Consider the following 19409-nt stretch of genomic DNA (forward strand, 5'->3'; position numbering starts at 1 on the left):
GCCCTCATCGTTCCGCCAGGATGTCGTGGGGCACCGAGGCGAATTCGCGCCCCAGAAGCGTGGCGGTCAGCAGGATGACCGCCCCCGCCAGCATGATCGGCCCCGCGAGCCAGCCCAGGGATGCCAGCGCGAAATACATGCTCCGTAGGCCGCGGTTGAAGTTGTATGCCGCCCGGATGTTCAGCTCGGCCGCGCGCGCGGCGCGGGGGCGCGACCGGGGGTCGTCGGGGTCCATGGGAACGGCCGCCATCATCACCGAACAGTAGCCGAACAGGCGGTTCGACCAGACGAACTTGAGAAAGGCGTGCGTGAGCAGGAACGCGCAGGGCAGCAGCCGGATCTGCCACAGCAGGGCCGAGGTCTCCTGCCGCCCGATCTCCTGCGCGAGGCCCGTCAGCGGCGCGACGTTGCCGATCAGCGCCAGCACGCCGCCCACTGCCAGGATCGCTGTCGAGGCGAAGAACGACGTCCCTTGCCGGAGCGAGGCCATGATCTGGGCATCGAAGATCCGGTTGTCGCGGGTCAGAAACTCGCGCATCCATTCGCGCCGGACCTCGGCCATCAGGATCGTCACCGATGGCAGGCCGCGCGGCGGATGTTCGGTGACCCACGCCACCGCGCCCCAGACGGTCAGCAGGAATAGCAGTCCCAGCACGTCCCCCCAGCCCAGGGCCGAAAGGATGGTGGCCGGAAGGAAACCGTTGAGGAACAGGTCTGGCATGGTCCAAACCTTAGGTCACGTCCGCGTCACTTGCCAGAGAAGCGGCTGGGGCCTATGCACGTCGAGCCTTGGAGGAGAGGCCGCCCATGGACATGCCCGCCCCCAGTTCCGCGATCCTGTCGCGCAAGGGTGCCATCGCGGACCGTCTTCGCGCGGTCCTGCCGCCGGGCTGCGTGATCGACGACCCGGCCGAGACGCGGGTTTACGAATGCGACGCGCTGACCGCCTACCGCTGCGCACCGCTCTGCGTGGTGCTGCCAACCTCCACGGCCGAGGTGTCGGCGGTGCTGCGGGTCTGCCATGAGGAACAAGTTCCCGTCGTGCCGCGCGGCGCGGGCACGTCGCTGGCCGGGGGGTCGTTGCCGACCGCCGATGCCGTGGTGCTGGGCGTGGCGCGGCTGACGCGGGTGCTGGACGTGTCGTATGAGGACCGCTTCATCCGCGTGGAAACCGGGCGCACCAACCTGTCCGTCAGCATGGAGGTCGAGGCCGAAGGGTTCTTCTACGCCCCCGACCCATCGTCCCAGCTGGCCTGCGCGATCGCGGGCAACATCGCGATGAACTCCGGGGGCGCGCATTGCCTCAAATACGGGGTAACGACCAATAACCTGCTGGGCGTGACCATGGTGCTGATGGACGGCACAGTCGTGGAGCTGGGCGGGCCCGAGGGGGAGGCGCTGGGCCTCGACCTCCTGGCCGTGGTCTGCGGCTCCGAAGGGCAGCTTGGCGTCGTGACCGAGGCCACGCTCCGCATCCTGCCCCGCCCCGAGGGCGCGCGTCCCGTCCTGATCGCCTTTGACGCCAACGAGACGGCGGGCGAATGCGTGGCGGCGATCATCCGGGCGGGCTTCGTTCCCGTCGCCATCGAGTTCATGGACCGCCCCTGCATCGTCGCCTGCGAGGCCTTCGCCAAGGCGGGCTACCCGGACTGCGAGGCGCTGCTGATCATCGAGGTCGAGGGATCGGAGGCCGAGATCGCGGATCAACTGGGCCGCATCACCGCCATCGCGAGCAGGTTCCAGCCCATGGAAATCCGCGAGGCCAAGGATTCGACCGAGGCAGCCCGGATCTGGCTGGGCCGCAAGTCGGCCTTCGGGGCCATGGGGCAGATGGGCGACTACATCTGCCTTGATGGGACGATTCCGGTGTCGCAGTTGGCCCCCGTGCTGGGTCGGATCGGGCAGCTGGCCGACGGCTATGGGCTGCGGGTGGCCAACGTGTTTCACGCGGGCGACGGCAACATGCACCCGCTGATCCTGTTCGATGCCAACAGCGCCGACGGGCTCCACAAGGCCGAGGCGTTGGGCGCCGACATCCTGCGGCTTTGCGTGGAGATGGGCGGCTGCCTGACCGGCGAGCATGGGGTCGGCGTGGAGAAGCGCGACCTCATGACCGATCAGTTCCGCCCCGAGGACTTGGAGGCGCAGATGCGCGTCAAGGACGCCTTCGACCCGGACTGGTTGCTCAACCCCGCCAAGGTGTTCCCGCTCCATGTCAGCGCAAGCCGCCGGGCCGCCGCATGAGCCTGACCCCATCCAGCGAGGCCGAACTGGCCGAGGCGATCCGCGCGGCGCGGGGACCGCTGGCCGTCGGCGGCGGCTTTACTCGCGGGATGGCCAACGAGGGGGAGCCGCTGTCCACCGCTGGACTGTCCGGGATCGAGCTTTACGAGCCCGGCGCGCTGACACTGGTGGTCCGGGCCGGAACGCCGGTGGCCGAGGTCGAGAGGGTGCTGTCCGAGGCCGGGCAGCGTCTGGCCTTTGAGCCCATGGACCTGCGGCCGCTCCTTGGAACGACGGGCGAGCCCACCATCGGTGGCGTGATCGCGACCAACGCCTCTGGGCCGAGGCGGGTGCAGGTCGGCGCGGCGCGGGACGTGCTGCTCGGGATGCGCTTCGTGGACGGGACCGGGACGGCCGTGTCGAACGGCGGGCGGGTCATGAAGAACGTGACCGGGCTCGACCTCGCGCGCCTTCTGGCGGGGAGCCACGGGACGCTGGGCGTCATTACGGAGGTCGCGCTCAAGGTTCTGCCCGCGCCCGAAGCGACGCTGACGCTGACCTTCGGCGGGCACGACCCGGCCAAGGCGGTGGCCTGCATGTCGGCCGCGCTGGGCTCGCCCTTCGAGGTGACGGGCGCGGCGCATGATGCCGAGGCGGGGGTGACGCGGCTGCGGTTGGAAGGCTTCGCGACGGCGGTCGCGGTACGGGGCGAACGGCTGGCCAAGCTCCTGAAAGTTTGGGGCGCGGCGGAGACCAGCGAAGGCCACGGGCCCTGGGCGGCGATCCGTGACGTGACGGAGTTCGCGGACCGGCCCGGCGATGTGTGGCGGCTGTCGGTCCGGCCGTCCGAGATGGCCGAGGCGCTCCATCTCGCCGGCGGGGCGCAAAGGCTCGACTGGGGCGGCGGTCGGGCTTGGGTGCTGGTGCCCGAGGGAACGGACTTGCGAGGGCGGCTGGGCCGCTTCGGCCCACGCGCCGTGCTGGTCCGGGCAACATCGGACACGCGCGCTGCGCTGGGCACCTTCCCTCCCGAGGCCCAGGCAGTGACGATGCTGTCGGCCCGGCTGCGCGAGCGCTTCGACCCGCGCGGGCTTTTCAATCCCGGCCTCATGGAGGCGCGGGCGGCCTGACGCGCCGCCCAGACAGGTGACCCTATGCAGACCTTCTTCACGCCCGAGCAGCTTTCGGACCCCGGCACCGCCGAGGCCAACGCGATCCTGCGAAGCTGCGTCCATTGCGGCTTCTGCACGGCGACCTGCCCGACCTACCAAGTGCTGGGGGACGAGTTGGACTCCCCGCGCGGCCGCATCTACCTGATGAAGGAGATGCTGGAATCGGGGCGCGATCCCGACCCGGCCACGGTCAAGCATATCGACCGCTGCCTGTCCTGCCTGGCCTGCATGACGACCTGCCCTTCGGGGGTTCACTACCGGCACCTCGTGGACCATGCGCGCGCCTATATCGAAGCGCGCTACAAGCGGCCTTGGTCGGACCGGATGCTGCGCAAGGTGCTGGCCTGGGTCCTCCCCCACCCCACCCGCTTCCGGCTGGCGCTGCTCGCGGCCAAGATCGGGCGGCCCTTCGCGGGTCTCGTGCCGGACGAACGCCTGCGCGCCATGATCCGCCTCGCCCCCAGGGCGATCCCGCCGGTCAGCCGGGCCGAGGATGCCCAGACCCACAAGGCTCACGCCCCCCGGCAAATGAGGGTCGGGCTGCTCACGGGCTGCGCACAGCGGGCACTCAATCCGGGGATCAACGAGGCGGCGGTCAGGTTGTTGCAGCGGGCCGGGGTCGAGGTCGTGATTCCCAGGGGCCAGGGCTGCTGCGGCGCGCTGGTCCACCACATGGGCCGCGAGACCGAGGCCCGATCGATGGCCGCCGCAAACGTCGCGGCCTTTGCCGCCGAGCATGAGCGCGAGCCGCTCGACGCCATCATCGTCACCGCTTCGGGCTGCGGGACGACGGTCAAGGACTGGGGGCATCTGCTGGCCGGAACCCCTGATGCGGCAAAGGCGGAAGCCATGGCGAACCTGGCCCGCGACGTGACCGAGGTTCTGGCCCGGCTCGACCTGCCAGAGCTTCCGGATCAGGGTCTCAGGATCGCCTATCATTCGGCCTGCTCGCTCCAGCATGGCCAGCGCGTCAAGGCAGAGCCCCTCGCCCTGCTCAAGCGGGCGGGCTTCACCGTGCTCCAGCCCCGCGACGCGCATCTTTGCTGCGGCTCGGCGGGAACCTACAACATCATGCAGCCCCGGATCGCGGACGAGCTGGGACGCCGCAAGGCCGCCACGCTCGAGGCGACTCGGCCGGATGCCATCGTGGCGGGCAACATCGGTTGCCTGATGCAGATCGGCGGGAAGACGGAAGTGCCCGTTCTTCATACCGCCGAGCTGCTGGATTGGGCTTATGGTGGTCCCCGTCCTGCAACACTGGGACCAAATGTCCCCGACCGAAGAGACGGCCCTAGTTTCGCCCCATATGCAGCGTAACCCTGATCCGCAAGGGACAGCGGAGATGACGGATGCGCATGGCGGCATGGCTGCTGGCGTTCGCGCTGGCTACGCCGGCGGCTGCGCAAGGCACAGGGCTTCACAGCCTGGGAACGGGAACGGAGGCCGCGGCCTGGGAGGCCGTTGGTCGACTTGATATCGGTGGAAAGGGCTTCTGCACGGGGTCGCTGATCGCGCCCGACGTGGTGCTGACCGCCGCGCATTGTTTATATGACCGCGCGACGGGGTCGCCCGTCGATCCGTCTCGGATCGAGTTCCGGGCCGGCTTCCGCAACGGCCGATCCGCCGCGACGCGCGTGGCCCGGAGCGCCATGCCGCACCCCGCCTACCGCTTCGACCCTGCTGCAGGAGCAGCCGAAAGCCGCAACGACCTCGCCCTCGTCGAGCTCGACGAGCCCATCGGCGTGGCGGGCGTCCGCCCCTTCGAGACCGCGCCAGAGGTTCAGGCCGGGGCCGAGGTCAGCGTCGTGTCCTACGCCCTGGGCCGGGCCGAAGCCCCCTCAAGGGAGGACGCCTGCGGGGTGCTGGGGCAGGAAGGGGGCGTGTTCGTCCTGACCTGCGACGTGGATTTCGGGGCATCGGGGGCGCCGGTCTTCCAGATGGACGGCAGCATCGCGCGCATCGTCTCCGTCGTGTCCGCCAAGGGCCGGCTCGACGGGCAGCGCGTGGCCCTGGGCACCTCGCTCACCCAACCGCTGGCCGAGTTGCGGGAAGCGTTCGCGGCTGCGCGGGCGGGCTTGGCGCAAGCCCGGATCGCAGCAGGCGAACGGGCCGACACGGGGGCGCATATCATTCATGCCAAGGAGGTCTTGAACCCGCAGGCGGTCCTTCCCAGATAACACTCACCGGGGCGCCAACAGATGGGCCCTGGAAAAAAGGCCAGTCCCCTCAAGGGGATGGTCCCACCGTTATCGCTTTCGAGGATGACCATGCGCAGCTTTGACCTTGCCCCGCTTTACCGGGCCACCGTCGGGTTCGACCAGATCGCCGACCTCATGGACCGTGTCCTGACTCAGGACGTGTCCACGACCAACTACCCGCCCTACAACATCGAGAAGCTTGCCGACGGATCCTGGCGCATCTCGATCGCCGTCGCCGGCTTCAGCTCGGACGAGCTGTCCGCCGAAGTGCGCGAGAACGCCCTGATCGTGACCGCCAAGAAGGTGGATGACACGACCGAGCGCAAGTTCCTGCACCGCGGCATCGCCACCCGTGCCTTCGAGCGCCGCTTCCACCTGGCCGACCACGTCCGCGTCACGGGTGCGTCGCATGTTGACGGCATGCTCCATATCGACCTCGTGCGTGAAGTGCCGGAGGCCCTGAAGCCCCGCCGGATCGAGATCGCGAAGGCCGCCGCCCAGGATGCGAACCTGGTCGAAGCCAAGGCCGTGAACTGAGGGGCTGGCCCGCAAGGGCCGCTCCGCTGATCGTCAAGGGGGGCGTGGACCGTAGGGTCCACGCCCTTTTTGGTTTGGGATGCCCGTGGTCGGAGGTCTGCATGGAGCCCGCTCTGCCAAGGCCTCGGCACACGGTGTACCAGCCCTTGCAGCCAGCTCGGGGGAGGAGCCGGGGAACCAAGGGAGCGCCTGTCTCATTGTGAGGACGTCCGGCGGCGCACCACGCGACGCCGGAGGAACATCCTTGCGCGGCGGCCCGGGCCGCCCGCCACTTTGCGGGAGACGGCCATGGGCTTCATCGGAACCCTCATCATCGGATTGATCGCTGGCGCGCTTGCCAAGCTGCTCATGCCTGGACGGCAGGGGGGCGGCATCATCGTGACGATGCTCCTCGGCATCGTGGGCGCCTTCCTGGCGACCTGGCTGGGTCAGGCGTTGGGCTGGTATGGGCCCAACGAAGGCGCCGGCCTGATCGGCGCCGTGGTCGGCGCGATCATCGTGCTGCTGATCTACGGCGCGGTCACGCGACGCCGCGCCTGACGGACCCGGCGGGCGGGGAGCGTCCCTCGCCCCGATCCCAACAACCATCACGAACAGGAGGCCATCATGGCCCGTAGTGGATTTCCCTCAATGACCGCCCTTCTGGGGCTCCTGGCCGTCGCAGGCTACCAGAACCGCGACAAGCTGGGCCAGATGCTGAACCAGCAAGGCGGTGGTGGCCTGGGCGGCGGCATGGGTGGCGGTGGCCTGGGCGGCCAGATGCGCGGCCAAGGCGGCGCCTTCGGCGGCGGCCAGTCGGGCGGCATGATGGGCGGCATGGGCGGCGGCGGGGGCTTGGGCGGCCTGCTGGGCGGTCTCCTGGGCGGCGGCGGCGCGGCTGCCGGGGGTGGCTTGGGCGGCCTTCTGGGCGGTGGCCTGTCAGAGATGGACCAGCACTTCCGCCGCACCGGCCATGGGCAGACGATGGACTCCTGGGTCGGCACCGGCCAGAACCATGAGCTGGCGCCGCATGACCTCGAGGCCGCGCTAGGCCCCGACGTGCTGGAGGACCTTCAGGAGCAGACCGGCCTGTCGCGTCAGGAGATCGTGGCCCGCTTGTCGCGCGAGCTGCCCCATGCGGTGGACCAGTACACGCCCGAAGGCCGGATCCCCGACCGCAGCATGTTCTGATCTTTCTAGAATGTGACGATGAACAGGGCGTCCCCGGCTAGGGGGCGCCCTTTTCACATCTAATGGGCCGCAGCCCAGGTCTGGCCGGTGCCCGCCTCGACTTCCAGGGGCACGGAAAGCTTCACCGCCGGGTCCGGCGCATTCACCATCACGCTGCGCGCGCGCTCGATCAGGGCGTCCTCAGCCCCCCGCTCCACCTCGAAGAGCAACTCGTCATGGACCTGCAGGAGCATCCTCGCGGGCAGCCCCTCGATGGCGGGCTCCATGCGAATCATGGCGCGGCGGATGATGTCGGCCGCCGTCCCCTGGATCGGCGCGTTGATCGCGGCGCGGCGGGCAAAGGCGGCGCCCGGGCCCTTGGCGTTGATCTCGGGCGTGTGGATCTTGCGACCGAACAGGGTCAGGACAAAGCCGTCGCGCTTGGCACCCTGGATCACGCCGTCCATGTAGGCCTTGATGCCCGGGAACTTGATGAAGTAGCGGTCGATGAACTGCTGCGCCTGGTCCTTGGGGATCCGCAGGTTCCGCGCGAGGCCAAAGCCGCTGATCCCGTAGATGATCCCGAAATTGATCGCCTTGGCGCGACGGCGCAGCTCGGAGGTCATCTCCGACAGGGGCACGCCGAACATCTCGGACGCGGTGATGGCGTGGATATCCTGCCCCTCGCGGAACGCGGTCTTCAGCTCTGGCAGGTCGGCCATGTGGGCCAGCAAGCGGAGTTCGATCTGGCTGTAGTCGAGGGAAACGAGAACTTTTCCTTCCTCGGCCACAAAGGCTTCGCGAATGCGGCGGCCCTCCTCGGTCCTCACGGGGATGTTCTGGAGGTTCGGGTCGGTCGAAGCGAGCCGCCCGGTGTTCGCGCCGGCGATGGAGTAGGAGGTGTGGACGCGGCCCGTGTCGGCGTTGATCGCCTGCTGGAGCGCGTCGGTGTAGGTGCTTTTCAGCTTGGACACCTGCCGCCAGTCGAGCACGCGGCCCGGCAGCGGGTGTTCCGTCGCGAGGTCTTCCAGCACGTTGACGTCGGTCCCGTAGGCGCCGGTCTTGCCCTTTACCCCGCCGGGCAGCTTGAGTTCATCGAAGAGGAGTTCGCCAAGCTGCTTGGGGCTGCCAAGGTTGAAGGGGCGGCCCGCCATCTCCTGCACCTCGGATTCCAGTTGCGCCATCTTCTGGGCGAAGGCCCCCGACATGCGCGAGAGCGTGTCGCGATCCACCTTGATGCCCGCCATCTCCATATGGGCGAGGACCGGGACCAGGGGACGCTCCAGCGTCTCATAGACGGTCGTGACGCGCACCCGGTGAAGACGTGGGCGGAGCGTCAGCCAGAGGCGGAGCGTGACGTCCGCGTCCTCGGCGGCATAAGGCGTCGCTTTCTCGATCGGAACGCGGTCGAAGGTGACCATGCTTTTCCCCGAGCCGATCAGCTCCTTGATCGGGATGGGGATGTGGGACAGGTAGCGCTCGGACAGTTCGTCCATGCCGTGGTTGTGCAACCCGCCATGGAGCGCGTAGCTCAGCAGCATGGTGTCGTCGAAAGGCCGGACCTCGATCCCGTGGCGGGCCAGGATTTTCCAGTCGTATTTGATGTTCTGGCCGATCTTGAGGATGTCGTCCGCCTCGAGCACGGGCCTGAGCGCGTCGAGAACCTCCTGCAGCGGGAGCTGATCGGGTGCGAGGTCGCTGCCGCCGAACAGGTCGGCGGTCGCCGAGGCGCGGTGGCCCACGGGGATGTAGCAGGCGACGTTCGGAGCGGTCGCCAGCGAGATGCCGGCGAGTTCCGCCACCATCTCGTTGAGCGAGGTGGTTTCCGTATCCACGGCGACGTGGCCCGCCTCCTGGATGCGGGCGATCCAGGCATCGAGCTGGGCTCGCGTGCGGACGGTCTCGTAGGCCGCACGGTCAATGGGCGGGAACGCGGTCTCCTCGGGCGCAGGACGCTCGCGCGCCAGCTGGCCCGCGTCCTCGGGAACGGCAGGAGCCTCCACACCAAGGCGCTGGGCCACCTTTCTGGACAGCGTCCGAAACTCCATCCGGCCCAGGAAGTCGAGGATCTGGGTCGCGTCGGGGTCGCGCACCTCCAGGCTGTCGAGGTCGAAATCCAGCGGCATGTCGCAGTGGAGCGTCACGAGGTCTCGCGACAGGCGGATCTGGTCGGCGAAGGCGATGAGGGTCTCGCGCCGCTTGGCCTGCTTGATCTCGCCCGCGCGGGCAAGGAGCGCATCGAGATCGCCGTATTCCTGGATCAGTTGCGCGGCGGTCTTGGGACCGATGCCCGGCGCGCCGGGGACGTTGTCCACCGCGTCGCCCATCAGCGCCTGCACGTCCACCACCCGCTCGGGATAGACGCCGAACTTCTCGAACACCCCCTCGCGGTCGATGCGCTTGTTCTTGATGGGGTCGAGCATCTCCACCCCGCCGCCCACCAGTTGCATCATGTCCTTGTCCGAGGACACGATGGTGACGCGGCCCCCGGCCTCGCGGGCCTTGCAGGTGGCGGTCGCGATGATGTCGTCGGCCTCATAGCCTTCGATCTCGTGGCAGGAGATGCCGAAGGCACGCGTCGCCTCGCGCGTCAGGGGGAACTGGGGGACCAGTTCCTCGGGCGGCGGCGGGCGATGGGCCTTGTACTGGTCGTAAAGCTCGTTCCGAAAGGACTTCGACGAGAAGTCGAAGATGACGGCGACATGGGTCGCGGCGTCGGGGCCGTTGTTGTTCTCGATGTAGCGGAGCAGCATGTTGCAGAAGCCCGCGACCGCCCCCACAGGCAGACCGTCCGACTTCCGCGTGAGCGGCGGCAGGGCATGGTAGGCCCGGAAAATGAAGGCCGAGCCGTCGATCAGGTGCAGGTGGCACCCTTTGCCGAATGCCATCCGTCTGTCCCCTTCACTCGCCGTGCGTCTGGCCCGAGCCGCCGTCATTGCCCCTGAGCGGACCGTCCGTCCCCTCGCCCGGCTGCTTGCCGCGCACGGTGCCCTCCAGGTCGGCGGGCTGGGCGTGATCGGCCAGTCCGGGCGTGGCCGGGTGGGCGTGTTGCCCCTGCGAGTCGGCATGAACGAAGCGGGCATCGCAGTACCCGCAGTCGATGAATCCCTGCTCGCGCGGGATGGTGTACCAGACGCGGGGATGTCCCAGCGCGCCTTCGCCGCCGTCGCAGGACACGCGCCAGGAGGTCACGACCTTGACCTCGGGCGGCGGCAGTCCGTCGGGCGCGGGGTGATCCGTGCGGCGGATCATGATCTGGGTCATCGGGCGGTCCCTCGGGCTGTGCGGCGGTCGCTGCGTTCTTAGCCGAGCGCCGCGGGGGAGGAAAGGTTGGGCCGCTATCTAGCCGGCGCATCGAACACGACCATGAAGGGAGGGACCGCGACCGTCATCGGCCCGGCGGGCTGGGCCGGGTCGGGCCATGGCATGGGCGTCATAGGCCTCAAGCACGCACAGTCCGTAGTCGCCGTTCTCGGCCAGGCCGACCAACCGGATCAGTCCCTGTCCATGCAGCGGCTGCGGATGCTCGAAGCGACGGCCCATGATAGCCATCTCGGCAGGCCGCATGGAGGTCGCGAAGCCAGCACGCGGCGGCAGGATGCAGCAAGCGAAGATGGGCATGGCACCCGCGGCATCGATCTGGACAGGTCCTGCCCTCGGCGGATCGTGGTCCCTAGCGCGACAGCATGGGACCGAGAGGCGCGCCGCCGAGGACATGCACATGAAAATGTGGCACCTCCTGTCCCCCGGTCTCGCGGGTGTTGGCGATGCAGCGGAATCCAGGCTCCAGTTCGGGCATGCGGCAGACCTCGGCCAGGGCGGCCATGAACCCAGCCTGTTCCACCGCGGTCGCCTCGGCGGCGAAATGGTCGATGCTGACGTAGGGCCCCTTGGGGATGACGAGGATGTGGACCGGCGCCTGGGGCCGCACGTCATGGAAGGCGAGCGCGGTCTCGTTCTCGAAGACAGTCCGCGACGGGATCTCCCCGCTCAGGATCCGGGCGAAGACGTTGCTGGGGTCGTAGTCGAACTCCACGGGGCACCTCATGGGACGTGAATGGCGGGCTCGATCCCGGCCTCGCTCCATCCTGACCCAGCGACGACCGCTTCGCTAGTGGCCCCGAGACCAGCGCGCTGGGCGAATCCCTGGGCTCCGTCCAAGCCCGCCGGAAAGCCGATCCCAGGACCTCGCCGGACCTGTCGTGCCGCGGCACCTGCCAGTGCCGGATTGTCATTCTTCGCCGCTGTGGCAGGGTCGCCACGCCTCTGAAGGCAATTCCGTTCGTGGGTCCCGTCCAAAAGACATTGATAACAAAGCAGGCTACCCCGGAAACGGGAGCCAGAGTTTTTCTGCCGATCGTCAATGCCCTACCCGGGCTCGCATCACGCCACGGCTTGATGTGTTAACTGCGAAAGTTCTAACTGCGTCCCATGACGAACCTCGATCCAACCGCGTCGTCCTTTGCGGGCTCAGGCTCGGCCTCGCCGATACGGCGTGAACCGCGCGCCATGGCATCCGTCCAGCGCCGGCCAGATCAGAGGTCCGAGATGCGCCTGCCGCCCATGCCCCTGAGCAAGCGGCTCTTCGACCTCACCATTGCGCTGCTTCTCATTACGCTGCTGATGCCGCTGCTGCTTGTGCTGAGCGTGGTACTGCTGGTGGCCGAAGGTCGTCCGATCTTCTATGTCGGGGAGCGGATGGCTTCGCCGACCCGGTCTTTCAAGCAGATCAAGTTCCGCACCATGCGGGTGGGCACGGACAAGGTGGGCGGCGTCACCGGGGGCGACAAGGCCCGCGCGATCTCCCCCCTGCACCGCATCCTGCGGCGGACCCGTGCCGACGAGCTGCCACAGCTCATCAACGTCTTGAAAGGCGATATGAGCCTCGTGGGACCCCGCCCGCCCATGCGGTCCTATGTTGACGCTTATCCCGAGATTTATGGCGAGGTGCTCAAGTGCCGTCCCGGGATCACGGGCCTTGCCACGCTGCGGTTCCATCAGCACGAGGAATGGCTGCTCGGCCAGTGCCGCACCCATCGGGAGACGGAGGCCGTCTACCGCCGTCGCTGCATTCCCCGCAAGGCGCGGCTCGACCTGATCTACCAGCGCCGCCAGTCGCTTTGGCTCGACATCGTGTTGGTCGCGCAGACCGCCGGAAAGCCGTTCTGGCGCACCAAAGGCCGCAACGACTTTCCGCTGGATCAGCCGGTCGCCAAGGCCGAGGCATCCCCGGCGTCCGGTCCGGTCCAGGGGATCCCCCACCCCGCGGAGTGAGGGGAGGCGCCTGCCTCAGCCCGGCTCGCCGTAGCCATGGGGGTTGGCGGACTGCCAGGCCCACAGGCTTTGCACCATATCGTCCATGTCATGCTCCGCTTGCCAGTTCAGTTCGCGATTGGCCTTGGAGCAGTCGGCCCGCATCTCGGCGATGTCGCCGGGGCGACGGGGATGGATCTCGAACGGCAGGTCGCGGCCGACGGCGCGGTTGAACGCTCCGAGCATCTCCTTGACCGAGATTCCCTGTCCGGTCCCGATGTTGTAAGGCTCCGCCCCTTCCAGCGTCTCGAACCGGGCGAGCGCGGCGACATGGGCGCGAGCGAGGTCCGTCACATGGATATAATCGCGGATGCCAGTGCCATCCGGGGTCGGGTAATCGTCGCCCCATATCCGCAGCGCGTCGCGCCGGCCTGCGGCGACCTGCGCCAGGAATGGCATCAGATTCTCGGGGACGCCGAGGGGATCCTCGCCCATGCGGCCCGAGGCGTGCGCCCCGACCGGGTTGAAGTAGCGCAACAGGAGCGCCCCCCTGCCCTTTTCGGCCGCGGCCCAGTCGGTCAGCAGCCGTTCGGCCATGGCCTTGGTCTGCCCATAGACGTTGATGGGTCCCAGCGGATGGCTTTCGTCGAAGGGAAGGTACTGCGGCTCGCCGTAGACCGTGGCAGAGGACGAGAAGATGATACGACCACAGCCCGATGCATCCATCGCGCGCAGGAGCGAGACCGTTCCCGCTACGTTGACGTCGTAGTAGTCCACGGTGCGGCGCACGCTCTCGCCCACGGATTTCAGGCCCGCGAAATGAATCACCGCCTCGGGCCGGAACCGCTCGGCCGCCTCGGTCAGGCGGGCGGTGTCGCGGATATCGGCCTCCACGGCCTCAAAGTAGCCGTTAGACAGCTCGCGCACGCGGTCGAGCGCCTTGGGCGAACTGTTGGAAAAGCTGTCCACCACCAGCGCCTCGTGCCCTTGGCCCAGAAGCTCCACCATCGTGTGGCTGCCGATGTAGCCCGCGCCGCCCGTCACCAATACCCGCATGCATCCCTCTTGGTTTGTCCCACTCGGACAGTCATAGCGATCCGGCCCGCCGCCCGGTTCCCCAGGTCGGCGCCCTTTGGCCCGCGTGGCACAGGGCTCAGCCCTGCACAAGCCTCGCGCGCCCTTGGGCCGTGACGCGGAGCCGGGCTTCGACGAACATCCGTTGTCCCTCGACCTCGGCCTCGCTCATGTCCGTCCTTCGAAGAAGCTCCACATCCTCGGCCCCGGCAGCCCGGGCCCGGGCCGTCGCCTCGGCGTCGAGCGCTTGGCCCAAGGCGGCCAGCGCTGCATTCGCCTCGGTGAACTGACGGGGCCCGTCGGGCAGATGGGCGACAAAGCTGCCCGGGGCCGGACTCGTCACGCTGCCCTCCACACGCATGGCGACGCGGCCCACCACTGCGCCCACCGCGTTGGCGACCTCGGCGTGCTCGGGGATCGAGACGAGGGTCCCAAGCCGCCGGCCCACGGCAGGGTAATGGGTGCGGGCGGACGCACCCAGCGCCACGACCGGCACGCCGAGCGCCAACTGCATCCGAACGATTCCCTGGTGGCCATCAAGCCCGGCCCGAGCAAGCGCATGCCGGGCCAGAACCTCTGGCGGTTTGCCCCAGGCGCGCCCGTCTTCGGCAAAGGCGGTCTCCAGGAGGGCCAGCACGGTCTGATCAGTCACCTGGTCCAGGACGGCACGCGCCATGGTGGCCGCGTCCGGGGCGAGCCGGTCACCCGAGCCGGTGCGCTGGCGGGCCAGCAGGGTGAGGGCCTTGGTGGCCGCCTTCTCGTCGAAATCGGCCTGAAGGCCCAGCACATGCGCGGCATCGGTCGGCGTCACGGCCGCGACCATGGCCAGGCCGCGCCCGACGAGCCGCCGGAGCGCCGCACCTTCGGGACGGGCCAGGACCGCCTGCTGCAAGGGAAGTGGTCCCGCAGTGAGCCGCGAGGCCACTGCCATCTCTCGGGCATCGAGGCCGAGAGGCAGGCCCCCCTGCCAGACCGGCAGGACAAAGCGCCCGGCGTCCTCGGGAGGCCGGTCGGCGGCCAGGGCGGCATCGAGCGAGCGATGCACGAGCTCCGGATGGTCGCGGGCCAGCAGAGACACCGGAACGACGCGGCGGGGCCCCAGGGTCAACTCGCCCGCAAGGCCCGGCAGGACATGGACCTCGCTGTCGCCGCCCAGGCCCCAGGTCCGCATGGCCACGGCCTCGACCATGGTGCGCCAGGGGCCCACCCGCGCGCCTTCGGGGTCGATGGTGGGGCGGCCGTCACGCAGAAGGCAGATGTCGGTGGTCGTGCCGCCGATGTCGCTGACCAGGGCCAGGGGCTCGCGCGCGAGCCAGGCGGCCCCAGCTACCGAGGCGGCCGGCCCGGACAGGATCGTCTCGATGGGCTTCTCGCGCGCGACGGCGGCGGCGACCAGCGCGCCATCGCCGCGCACGACCATGAGCGGAGCCGCGACTCCGATGGCCCGAAGGTGCCCCTCGCAGGCTGCCACGAGCCGGTCGATGAGGCCGACGAGCCGCGCGTTGAGCAGCGCCGTCAAGGCCCGGCGTGGGCCGCCCAGGCCCGACGACAACTCGTGCGAGCAGGTTACGGGAAGGCCTGTCAGCCGCCGCGCGCGGTCGCGGGCTCGCGCCTCGTGGGACGGGTTGCGGGTGGCAAAGCGCGCCGCGACGGCCAAGCCCGTCAGCCCCTCGGGCAGCGCCCTCAACGCCTCGTCCAAGGCATCGAGGTCCAACGCCGCCGCCTCGCCCCCGGCATGGTCGTGGCCCCCGGCGATACGGATCACCGGGTCGCCCCCCAACGCCTCGGGCAGCCCGTCACGCCCCAGATCCGCTTCATCGAAGCCGATGGCGATCAGGGCGACCCGCCCGCCCTGCCCTTCCACCAGCGCATTGGTGGCAAGCGTCGTGGATAGCGACACCATCGCGACCTCGGACGGAGCCACGCCGCCCTGGGCCAGCACCGCGTCGATGGCCGCCCCGACGCCGATGGACAGGTCGGGCCGGCTGGTCAAAGCCTTGGCCTTGGCTAGAACCCTTGTCTCGTCTTCGTCGAGAAGGACGGCGTCGGTATAGGTCCCGCCTGTATCGACGCCGAGAAGAACTGCCATGTCGTGCCGGGCTCCGCTGTCGGGCTCGCAAGGAAAACGGGCGCGGAGAGGTCCCCGCGCCCGCCTGAATGGATCGTGCCGGTTACTGGGCCAGGGCCGCGTCGGTCACGGCGTGGGTCCAGGCGCCTTCGGGCGCCGCGGTGATGACGGGGTCCGAACCCCCTGCCATCAGCGTCGCCACGGTCCGCTCATAGGCGGCGGGGTCCAGCTCCCCGGTCGATTCGCCGATGAGTTTGGACACCTCGGTCATCATGGACACCTGATGCTCGATGGTCTGGGCGCCGGTCTCGTCGTTGTCGAGGACGATCTGGGCGGCTTCCTCGGGGTTCCCCTCGGCCCACTGCCAGCCCTTCATGGAAGCGCGCACGAAGCGGGCCATCTTGTCCACGAAGGCCGGGTCCTGAAGGTTCTCCTCCAGCACATAAAGGCCGTCCTCAAGGGTGGCGACGCCCTGCTCCTCGTACTTGAAGTTCACCAACTCCTCGGGCGTGACGCCGGCTTCGAGAACCTGGTTGTATTCGTTGTAGGTCATGGTCGAGATGCAGTCGGCCTGCCGCTGGAGCAGCGGATCGACGTTGAAGCCCTGTTTCAGCACCTCCACGCCATCCTCGTCCTTGCCGTCGGTCGCGATGCCAAGCTGGGACATCCAGGACAGGAACGGATACTCGTTGCCGAAGAACCAGACGCCAAGGGTCCGGTTCTTGAGATCCTCGGGCGCGGTGATCCCGGTGTCGGCCCAGCAGGTCAGCTGCATGCCCGAACCCTGGAAGGGCTGGGCGACGTTGACGAGCGGCACACCCTGTTCGCGCGCGGCCAGCGCGGCGGGCATCCATTCCACGACGACGTCGGCCCCGCCGCCCGCGATCACCTGTGTGGGCGCGATGTCGGGGCCGCCCGGGAGGATGGTGACGTCGAGGTTCTCCTCCTCGTAGAAGCCTTGGTCGAGGGCGACGTAGTAGCCCGCGAACTGGGCCTGGGTGACCCACTTCAACTGCAGGGTGACGGCGTCCTGGGCCAAGGCGGGAAGAGCCAGGGCGCCGAGGGCGGTGGCGGCGAGCAGTGTCTTCATGGTGGTCAGTCTCCCTGTTGGACTGTTCTTGTTATGTGCGTTGCGACGGGTGCCAGAAGGTCACCCAGCGTTCGACAAGGCTGATGATGCCGTAGACCGCGCTTCCCGCAAGGGCCCCGACAAGGATCGCCGCCCACACCATGTCGAGGGCGAGTTGGCCGTTCGATGCCGAGATGCGGAAGCCGATGCCCTGGGTCGGGGACCCGAAGAACTCGGCCACGATGGCCCCGATCATGGCCAGCGTGGACGCGATCTTGAGACCGTTGAAGACGAAGGGCAGCGCGGCGGGGATGCGCAGCTTGACCAGCGTGGGCCAGTAGCCCGCCCCATAGGTCCGCATGAGGTCGCGCTGCATCCCCGTTGTGTCCTGCAGGCCCGCTACGGTGTTCACCAGCATGGGGAAGAAAACCATGAGCACGACGACCGCGGCCTTGGACTCCCACCCGAAGCCGAACCACATCACCAGGATCGGGGCCGTGCCGACGATGGGCAAGGCGGCCATGAAGCTGCCCACCGGGAGGAGGCCGCGCCGCAGCACGTCGAAGCGGTCCACCAGCACGGCCGTGACCAGCGCGGCAGCTACCCCGATGGCGAGGCCCGAGAGCGCCCCCTTGAGGATCGTCTGCACGAAGTCGCCCCACAGCAGCGGAAGGTTCGCGCCGAAGGTCGCGCCGATGCGCGAGGGCGCGGGAAGAATGGCGGTGGGAACCCCCAAGCCCCGTACGACCAATTCCCACACCAGCAGGACGGTCACGCCAAAGATCAGGGGAACGGCCATGCGGACGGCGCGGACCCGATGCCGAGTCCCCCGCGTAAGCCAGCCGTTCAGCGCCCAGGCCCCGATCCAGAGGAGGACGGCGAGGAGAACCAGCGTCATGCGGGCACCCCCATCGCGCGCAGGGTGCGCCGCTCGAGCCAGCCCATCAGCCAAACCAGCAGCGCCGCGAGGATGGCCGCCATGAACAGCGCGGCCCAGATCTGCGCGGTCTGGCCGTAATAGCTCCCCGCCAGCATCCGGGCGCCGAGGCCCCCGCGCTGGACCGGCAACTCGCCCACGATGGTGCCCACGAGCGACGCCGCGATGGCGATCTTGAGGGAGGCGAAGAGGTAGGGAACGGACGCGGGTAGGCGCAGCTTGCGGAGCGTCTCGCCCCCCGAGGCGCTCCAGGTGTGCATGAGGTCGAGCTGCATCTGGTCGGGCGCGCGCAGGCCCTTCACCATGCCGACGACCACCGGGAAGAACGACAGGTAGGCCGAGATGATGGCCTTGGGCAGCAGCCCCTGCACGCCCATCGAATTCAGAACCACGATGATCATCGGGGCCAGCGCGACGATGGGGATGGTCTGGCTGATCACGGCCCAGGGCATCACGCTCATGTCCATGGCGCGGTTGTGGACGATGCCCACGGCCAAGAGCACGCCCGCCGCCGCCCCGATCAGAAAGCCGACCAGCGTGGCCCCAAGCGTCACCCCGGCATGATAGATCAGCGAGCGGTTGGAGAACTCGCCCGTCTGAACAAAGCCGCGGCGGCCGAAGACCTCCTCCCCGATCGTGCTGGCATAAAGCTCCCGCACGACCTGATGCGGTGCGGGAAGGCGGGGCCGCTCCTGCGACCAGCCCGCCGGCGCGAGGTCGGGGTTCCGGACGACCAGCGCCCAAGCGGACCTATCCTGCCGCTCGGGGGCGGTGCCGCCCCAGACCTCGGCACCCGCCCGCTCGGCCTCGGTCAGGACCTCGCGGATGTTCATGGGAATGGCGGCGACGTACCAGAGGGCGAGGATGGCCAGGACGACGGCGAGGACCGGAAGGACCGTGCGGCGCATCAGACCTCCACGTGGCCTGCGCGCAGCCCTTCGCGGACGCGGTGGGCCACAGCCAGGAACTCGGGCGATTCACGGATATCGAGAGGGCGTTCGCGCGGCAACGGACTGTCGATGATGTCGGTGATCCGTCCCGGCCGGGGGGACATGACGACGATCTTGGTGCTGAGGTACACGGCCTCGGGGATCGAGTGGGTGACGAAGAGCGTGGTCTTCTGCGTCCGGGCCCAGAGGCTCAGAAGTTCCTCGTTCAGGCGGTCGCGCACGATCTCGTCCAGCGCGCCGAAGGGTTCGTCCATCAGGAGGATGTCGGCATCGAAGGCCAGAGCGCGGGCGATGGAGGCCCGCTGCTGCATCCCGCCCGACAACTGCCACGGGTATTTGCGCCCAAACCCGGCAAGGTCCACGAGCTTCAGCACCCGGTCCACGCGGGCGTCCTGCTCGGCACGGGGAAAGCCCATGATCTCAAGCGGCAGTCGGATGTTCCCAGCGATGGTACGCCAGGGATAAAGGCCCGCCGCCTGGAAGACGTAGCCGTAGGCGCGGGCCCTGCGGGCCTGATCCGGAATCATGCCGTTGACGGTGAGCGCGCCGGATGTCGGCGTCTCCAGGGCGGCCACGCAGCGCAGGAAGGTGGTCTTGCCGCAGCCCGAGGGGCCGATGAAGCTCACGAACTCGCCCTTGGTGACCGAAAGCGACACGTCCTTGAGCGCCTGCACGGGCCCGTCGGCGGTCTCGAAGACAAGGTTGACGCCCCTGGCATCGATGACTGGAGCGGCGGTTTGTGAGAGACTGGCGGCATTCGCCATCACGGTGGATCCATC

The 19409-nt window shown here is 68.7% G+C and carries 18 protein-coding genes and 1 pseudogene; 8 read left to right on the top strand and 11 right to left on the bottom strand.

The genetic code is table 11. The annotated features are described in order from the left end of the window. Nucleotides 1–4 precede the first annotated feature (4 nt). Nucleotides 5–721, bottom strand: coding sequence for a DUF599 domain-containing protein (locus FHG66_RS02785; RefSeq protein WP_139075163.1), 717 nt, complete (start codon nucleotides 719–721; stop codon nucleotides 5–7). 86 nt (nucleotides 722–807) lie between these two features. On the opposite strand from FHG66_RS02785, the gene FHG66_RS02790 reads away from it, so the two are divergent. From FHG66_RS02790 to FHG66_RS02820, 7 genes are all read left to right on the top strand, one after another. Beyond that, complete coding sequence (locus tag FHG66_RS02790) at nucleotides 808–2244, top strand: FAD-linked oxidase C-terminal domain-containing protein (protein WP_139075164.1); 1437 nt, start codon at nucleotides 808–810, stop codon at nucleotides 2242–2244. A 2-nt stretch (nucleotides 2245–2246) separates the two neighbouring features. After that, nucleotides 2247–3353 (top strand): FAD-binding protein, encoded by a 1107-nt coding sequence (locus FHG66_RS02795; RefSeq protein WP_139075224.1) that lies wholly within the window; start codon nucleotides 2247–2249, stop codon nucleotides 3351–3353. 24 nt (nucleotides 3354–3377) lie between these two features. Then, the gene (gene glcF / locus FHG66_RS02800; protein WP_139075165.1) at nucleotides 3378–4712 is read left to right on the top strand and encodes a glycolate oxidase subunit GlcF; all 1335 of its coding nucleotides are present in this window, start codon (nucleotides 3378–3380) and stop codon (nucleotides 4710–4712) included. A gap of 32 nt (nucleotides 4713–4744) precedes the next feature. Further along, nucleotides 4745–5572 carry a trypsin-like serine peptidase gene (locus FHG66_RS02805; RefSeq protein WP_139075166.1) on the top strand — a complete coding sequence of 276 codons (828 nt, stop codon included), beginning with the start codon at nucleotides 4745–4747 and terminating at the stop codon, nucleotides 5570–5572. 90 nt (nucleotides 5573–5662) lie between these two features. Beyond that, complete coding sequence (locus tag FHG66_RS02810) at nucleotides 5663–6130, top strand: Hsp20 family protein (RefSeq protein ID WP_139075167.1); 468 nt, start codon at nucleotides 5663–5665, stop codon at nucleotides 6128–6130. A 288-nt stretch (nucleotides 6131–6418) separates the two neighbouring features. Continuing rightward, nucleotides 6419–6670: a GlsB/YeaQ/YmgE family stress response membrane protein gene (locus tag FHG66_RS02815; protein ID WP_139075168.1), complete on the top strand. Its 252-nt coding sequence runs from the start codon at nucleotides 6419–6421 to the stop codon at nucleotides 6668–6670. 66 nt (nucleotides 6671–6736) lie between these two features. Further along, the gene (locus FHG66_RS02820) at nucleotides 6737–7300 is read left to right on the top strand and encodes a YidB family protein (protein WP_218013779.1); all 564 of its coding nucleotides are present in this window, start codon (nucleotides 6737–6739) and stop codon (nucleotides 7298–7300) included. A gap of 59 nt (nucleotides 7301–7359) precedes the next feature. Here FHG66_RS02820 and polA read toward each other — a convergent pair whose 3' ends face one another. The 4 genes and pseudogenes from polA to FHG66_RS02840 form a co-directional block, all read right to left on the bottom strand. Continuing rightward, the gene (polA, locus tag FHG66_RS02825; protein WP_139075169.1) at nucleotides 7360–10167 is read right to left on the bottom strand and encodes a DNA polymerase I; all 2808 of its coding nucleotides are present in this window, start codon (nucleotides 10165–10167) and stop codon (nucleotides 7360–7362) included. A gap of 160 nt (nucleotides 10168–10327) precedes the next feature. Beyond that, nucleotides 10328–10531: pseudogene (locus tag FHG66_RS22135) on the bottom strand (zinc-finger domain-containing protein); the annotation flags it as partial. 90 nt (nucleotides 10532–10621) lie between these two features. After that, the gene (locus FHG66_RS02835) at nucleotides 10622–10900 is read right to left on the bottom strand and encodes a hypothetical protein (RefSeq protein WP_139075170.1); all 279 of its coding nucleotides are present in this window, start codon (nucleotides 10898–10900) and stop codon (nucleotides 10622–10624) included. A gap of 52 nt (nucleotides 10901–10952) precedes the next feature. Next, nucleotides 10953–11315 (bottom strand): HIT domain-containing protein, encoded by a 363-nt coding sequence (locus tag FHG66_RS02840; protein WP_139075171.1) that lies wholly within the window; start codon nucleotides 11313–11315, stop codon nucleotides 10953–10955. Between the two features lie 512 nt (nucleotides 11316–11827). Between FHG66_RS02840 and FHG66_RS02845 the strand changes: the two genes are divergently transcribed. Further along, on the top strand, nucleotides 11828–12553 hold the full coding sequence (locus tag FHG66_RS02845; protein ID WP_342777473.1) for a sugar transferase: 726 nt from the start codon (nucleotides 11828–11830) through the stop codon (nucleotides 12551–12553). 15 nt (nucleotides 12554–12568) lie between these two features. Here the strand turns inward: FHG66_RS02845 and galE are convergent, their stop codons facing one another. From galE to FHG66_RS02875, 6 genes are all read right to left on the bottom strand, one after another. Further along, complete coding sequence (galE, locus tag FHG66_RS02850; protein ID WP_139075172.1) at nucleotides 12569–13588, bottom strand: UDP-glucose 4-epimerase GalE; 1020 nt, start codon at nucleotides 13586–13588, stop codon at nucleotides 12569–12571. Between the two features lie 97 nt (nucleotides 13589–13685). Beyond that, nucleotides 13686–15695 (bottom strand): hydantoinase/oxoprolinase family protein, encoded by a 2010-nt coding sequence (locus FHG66_RS02855; protein WP_139075173.1) that lies wholly within the window; start codon nucleotides 15693–15695, stop codon nucleotides 13686–13688. Between the two features lie 82 nt (nucleotides 15696–15777). Then, on the bottom strand, nucleotides 15778–16764 hold the full coding sequence (locus FHG66_RS02860; RefSeq protein WP_139075174.1) for an ABC transporter substrate-binding protein: 987 nt from the start codon (nucleotides 16762–16764) through the stop codon (nucleotides 15778–15780). 31 nt (nucleotides 16765–16795) lie between these two features. After that, entirely contained in the window at nucleotides 16796–17641 is an 846-nt protein-coding gene (locus FHG66_RS02865; protein ID WP_139075175.1) for an ABC transporter permease, read from the bottom strand. Further along, nucleotides 17638–18588, bottom strand: a complete 951-nt coding sequence (locus tag FHG66_RS02870; RefSeq protein WP_139075176.1) for an ABC transporter permease — start codon at nucleotides 18586–18588, stop codon at nucleotides 17638–17640. Before FHG66_RS02870 ends, FHG66_RS02865 begins: the two co-directional genes overlap by 4 nt. After that, nucleotides 18588–19394: an ABC transporter ATP-binding protein gene (locus tag FHG66_RS02875; RefSeq protein WP_139075177.1), complete on the bottom strand. Its 807-nt coding sequence runs from the start codon at nucleotides 19392–19394 to the stop codon at nucleotides 18588–18590. The genes FHG66_RS02870 and FHG66_RS02875 overlap by 1 nt, the downstream gene beginning before the upstream one ends. Nucleotides 19395–19409: the final 15 nt, after the last annotated feature.

Source organism: Rubellimicrobium rubrum (genome assembly GCF_006152115.1).
Lineage (GTDB): Bacteria > Pseudomonadota > Alphaproteobacteria > Rhodobacterales > Rhodobacteraceae > Rubellimicrobium > Rubellimicrobium rubrum.

What these genes read in the sequence shown, in the direction of transcription:
- FHG66_RS02875 (WP_139075177.1), bottom strand. Translation starts at nt 19,394, where the DNA reads ATGGCGAATGCCGCCAGTCTCTCACAAACCGCCGCTCCAGTCATCGAT.
- FHG66_RS02835 (WP_139075170.1), bottom strand. Translation starts at nt 10,900, where the DNA reads ATGCCCATCTTCGCTTGCTGCATCCTGCCGCCGCGTGCTGGCTTCGCG.
- FHG66_RS02845 (WP_342777473.1), top strand. Translation starts at nt 11,828, where the DNA reads ATGCGCCTGCCGCCCATGCCCCTGAGCAAGCGGCTCTTCGACCTCACC.
- glcF (WP_139075165.1), top strand. Translation starts at nt 3,378, where the DNA reads ATGCAGACCTTCTTCACGCCCGAGCAGCTTTCGGACCCCGGCACCGCC.
- FHG66_RS02810 (WP_139075167.1), top strand. Translation starts at nt 5,663, where the DNA reads ATGCGCAGCTTTGACCTTGCCCCGCTTTACCGGGCCACCGTCGGGTTC.
- FHG66_RS02870 (WP_139075176.1), bottom strand. Translation starts at nt 18,588, where the DNA reads ATGCGCCGCACGGTCCTTCCGGTCCTCGCCGTCGTCCTGGCCATCCTC.
- FHG66_RS02820 (WP_218013779.1), top strand. Translation starts at nt 6,737, where the DNA reads ATGGCCCGTAGTGGATTTCCCTCAATGACCGCCCTTCTGGGGCTCCTG.
- FHG66_RS02855 (WP_139075173.1), bottom strand. Translation starts at nt 15,695, where the DNA reads ATGGCAGTTCTTCTCGGCGTCGATACAGGCGGGACCTATACCGACGCC.
- galE (WP_139075172.1), bottom strand. Translation starts at nt 13,588, where the DNA reads ATGCGGGTATTGGTGACGGGCGGCGCGGGCTACATCGGCAGCCACACG.
- FHG66_RS02860 (WP_139075174.1), bottom strand. Translation starts at nt 16,764, where the DNA reads ATGAAGACACTGCTCGCCGCCACCGCCCTCGGCGCCCTGGCTCTTCCC.
- polA (WP_139075169.1), bottom strand. Translation starts at nt 10,167, where the DNA reads ATGGCATTCGGCAAAGGGTGCCACCTGCACCTGATCGACGGCTCGGCC.
- FHG66_RS02865 (WP_139075175.1), bottom strand. Translation starts at nt 17,641, where the DNA reads ATGACGCTGGTTCTCCTCGCCGTCCTCCTCTGGATCGGGGCCTGGGCG.
- FHG66_RS02785 (WP_139075163.1), bottom strand. Translation starts at nt 721, where the DNA reads ATGCCAGACCTGTTCCTCAACGGTTTCCTTCCGGCCACCATCCTTTCG.
- FHG66_RS02815 (WP_139075168.1), top strand. Translation starts at nt 6,419, where the DNA reads ATGGGCTTCATCGGAACCCTCATCATCGGATTGATCGCTGGCGCGCTT.
- FHG66_RS02805 (WP_139075166.1), top strand. Translation starts at nt 4,745, where the DNA reads ATGCGCATGGCGGCATGGCTGCTGGCGTTCGCGCTGGCTACGCCGGCG.
- FHG66_RS02790 (WP_139075164.1), top strand. Translation starts at nt 808, where the DNA reads ATGGACATGCCCGCCCCCAGTTCCGCGATCCTGTCGCGCAAGGGTGCC.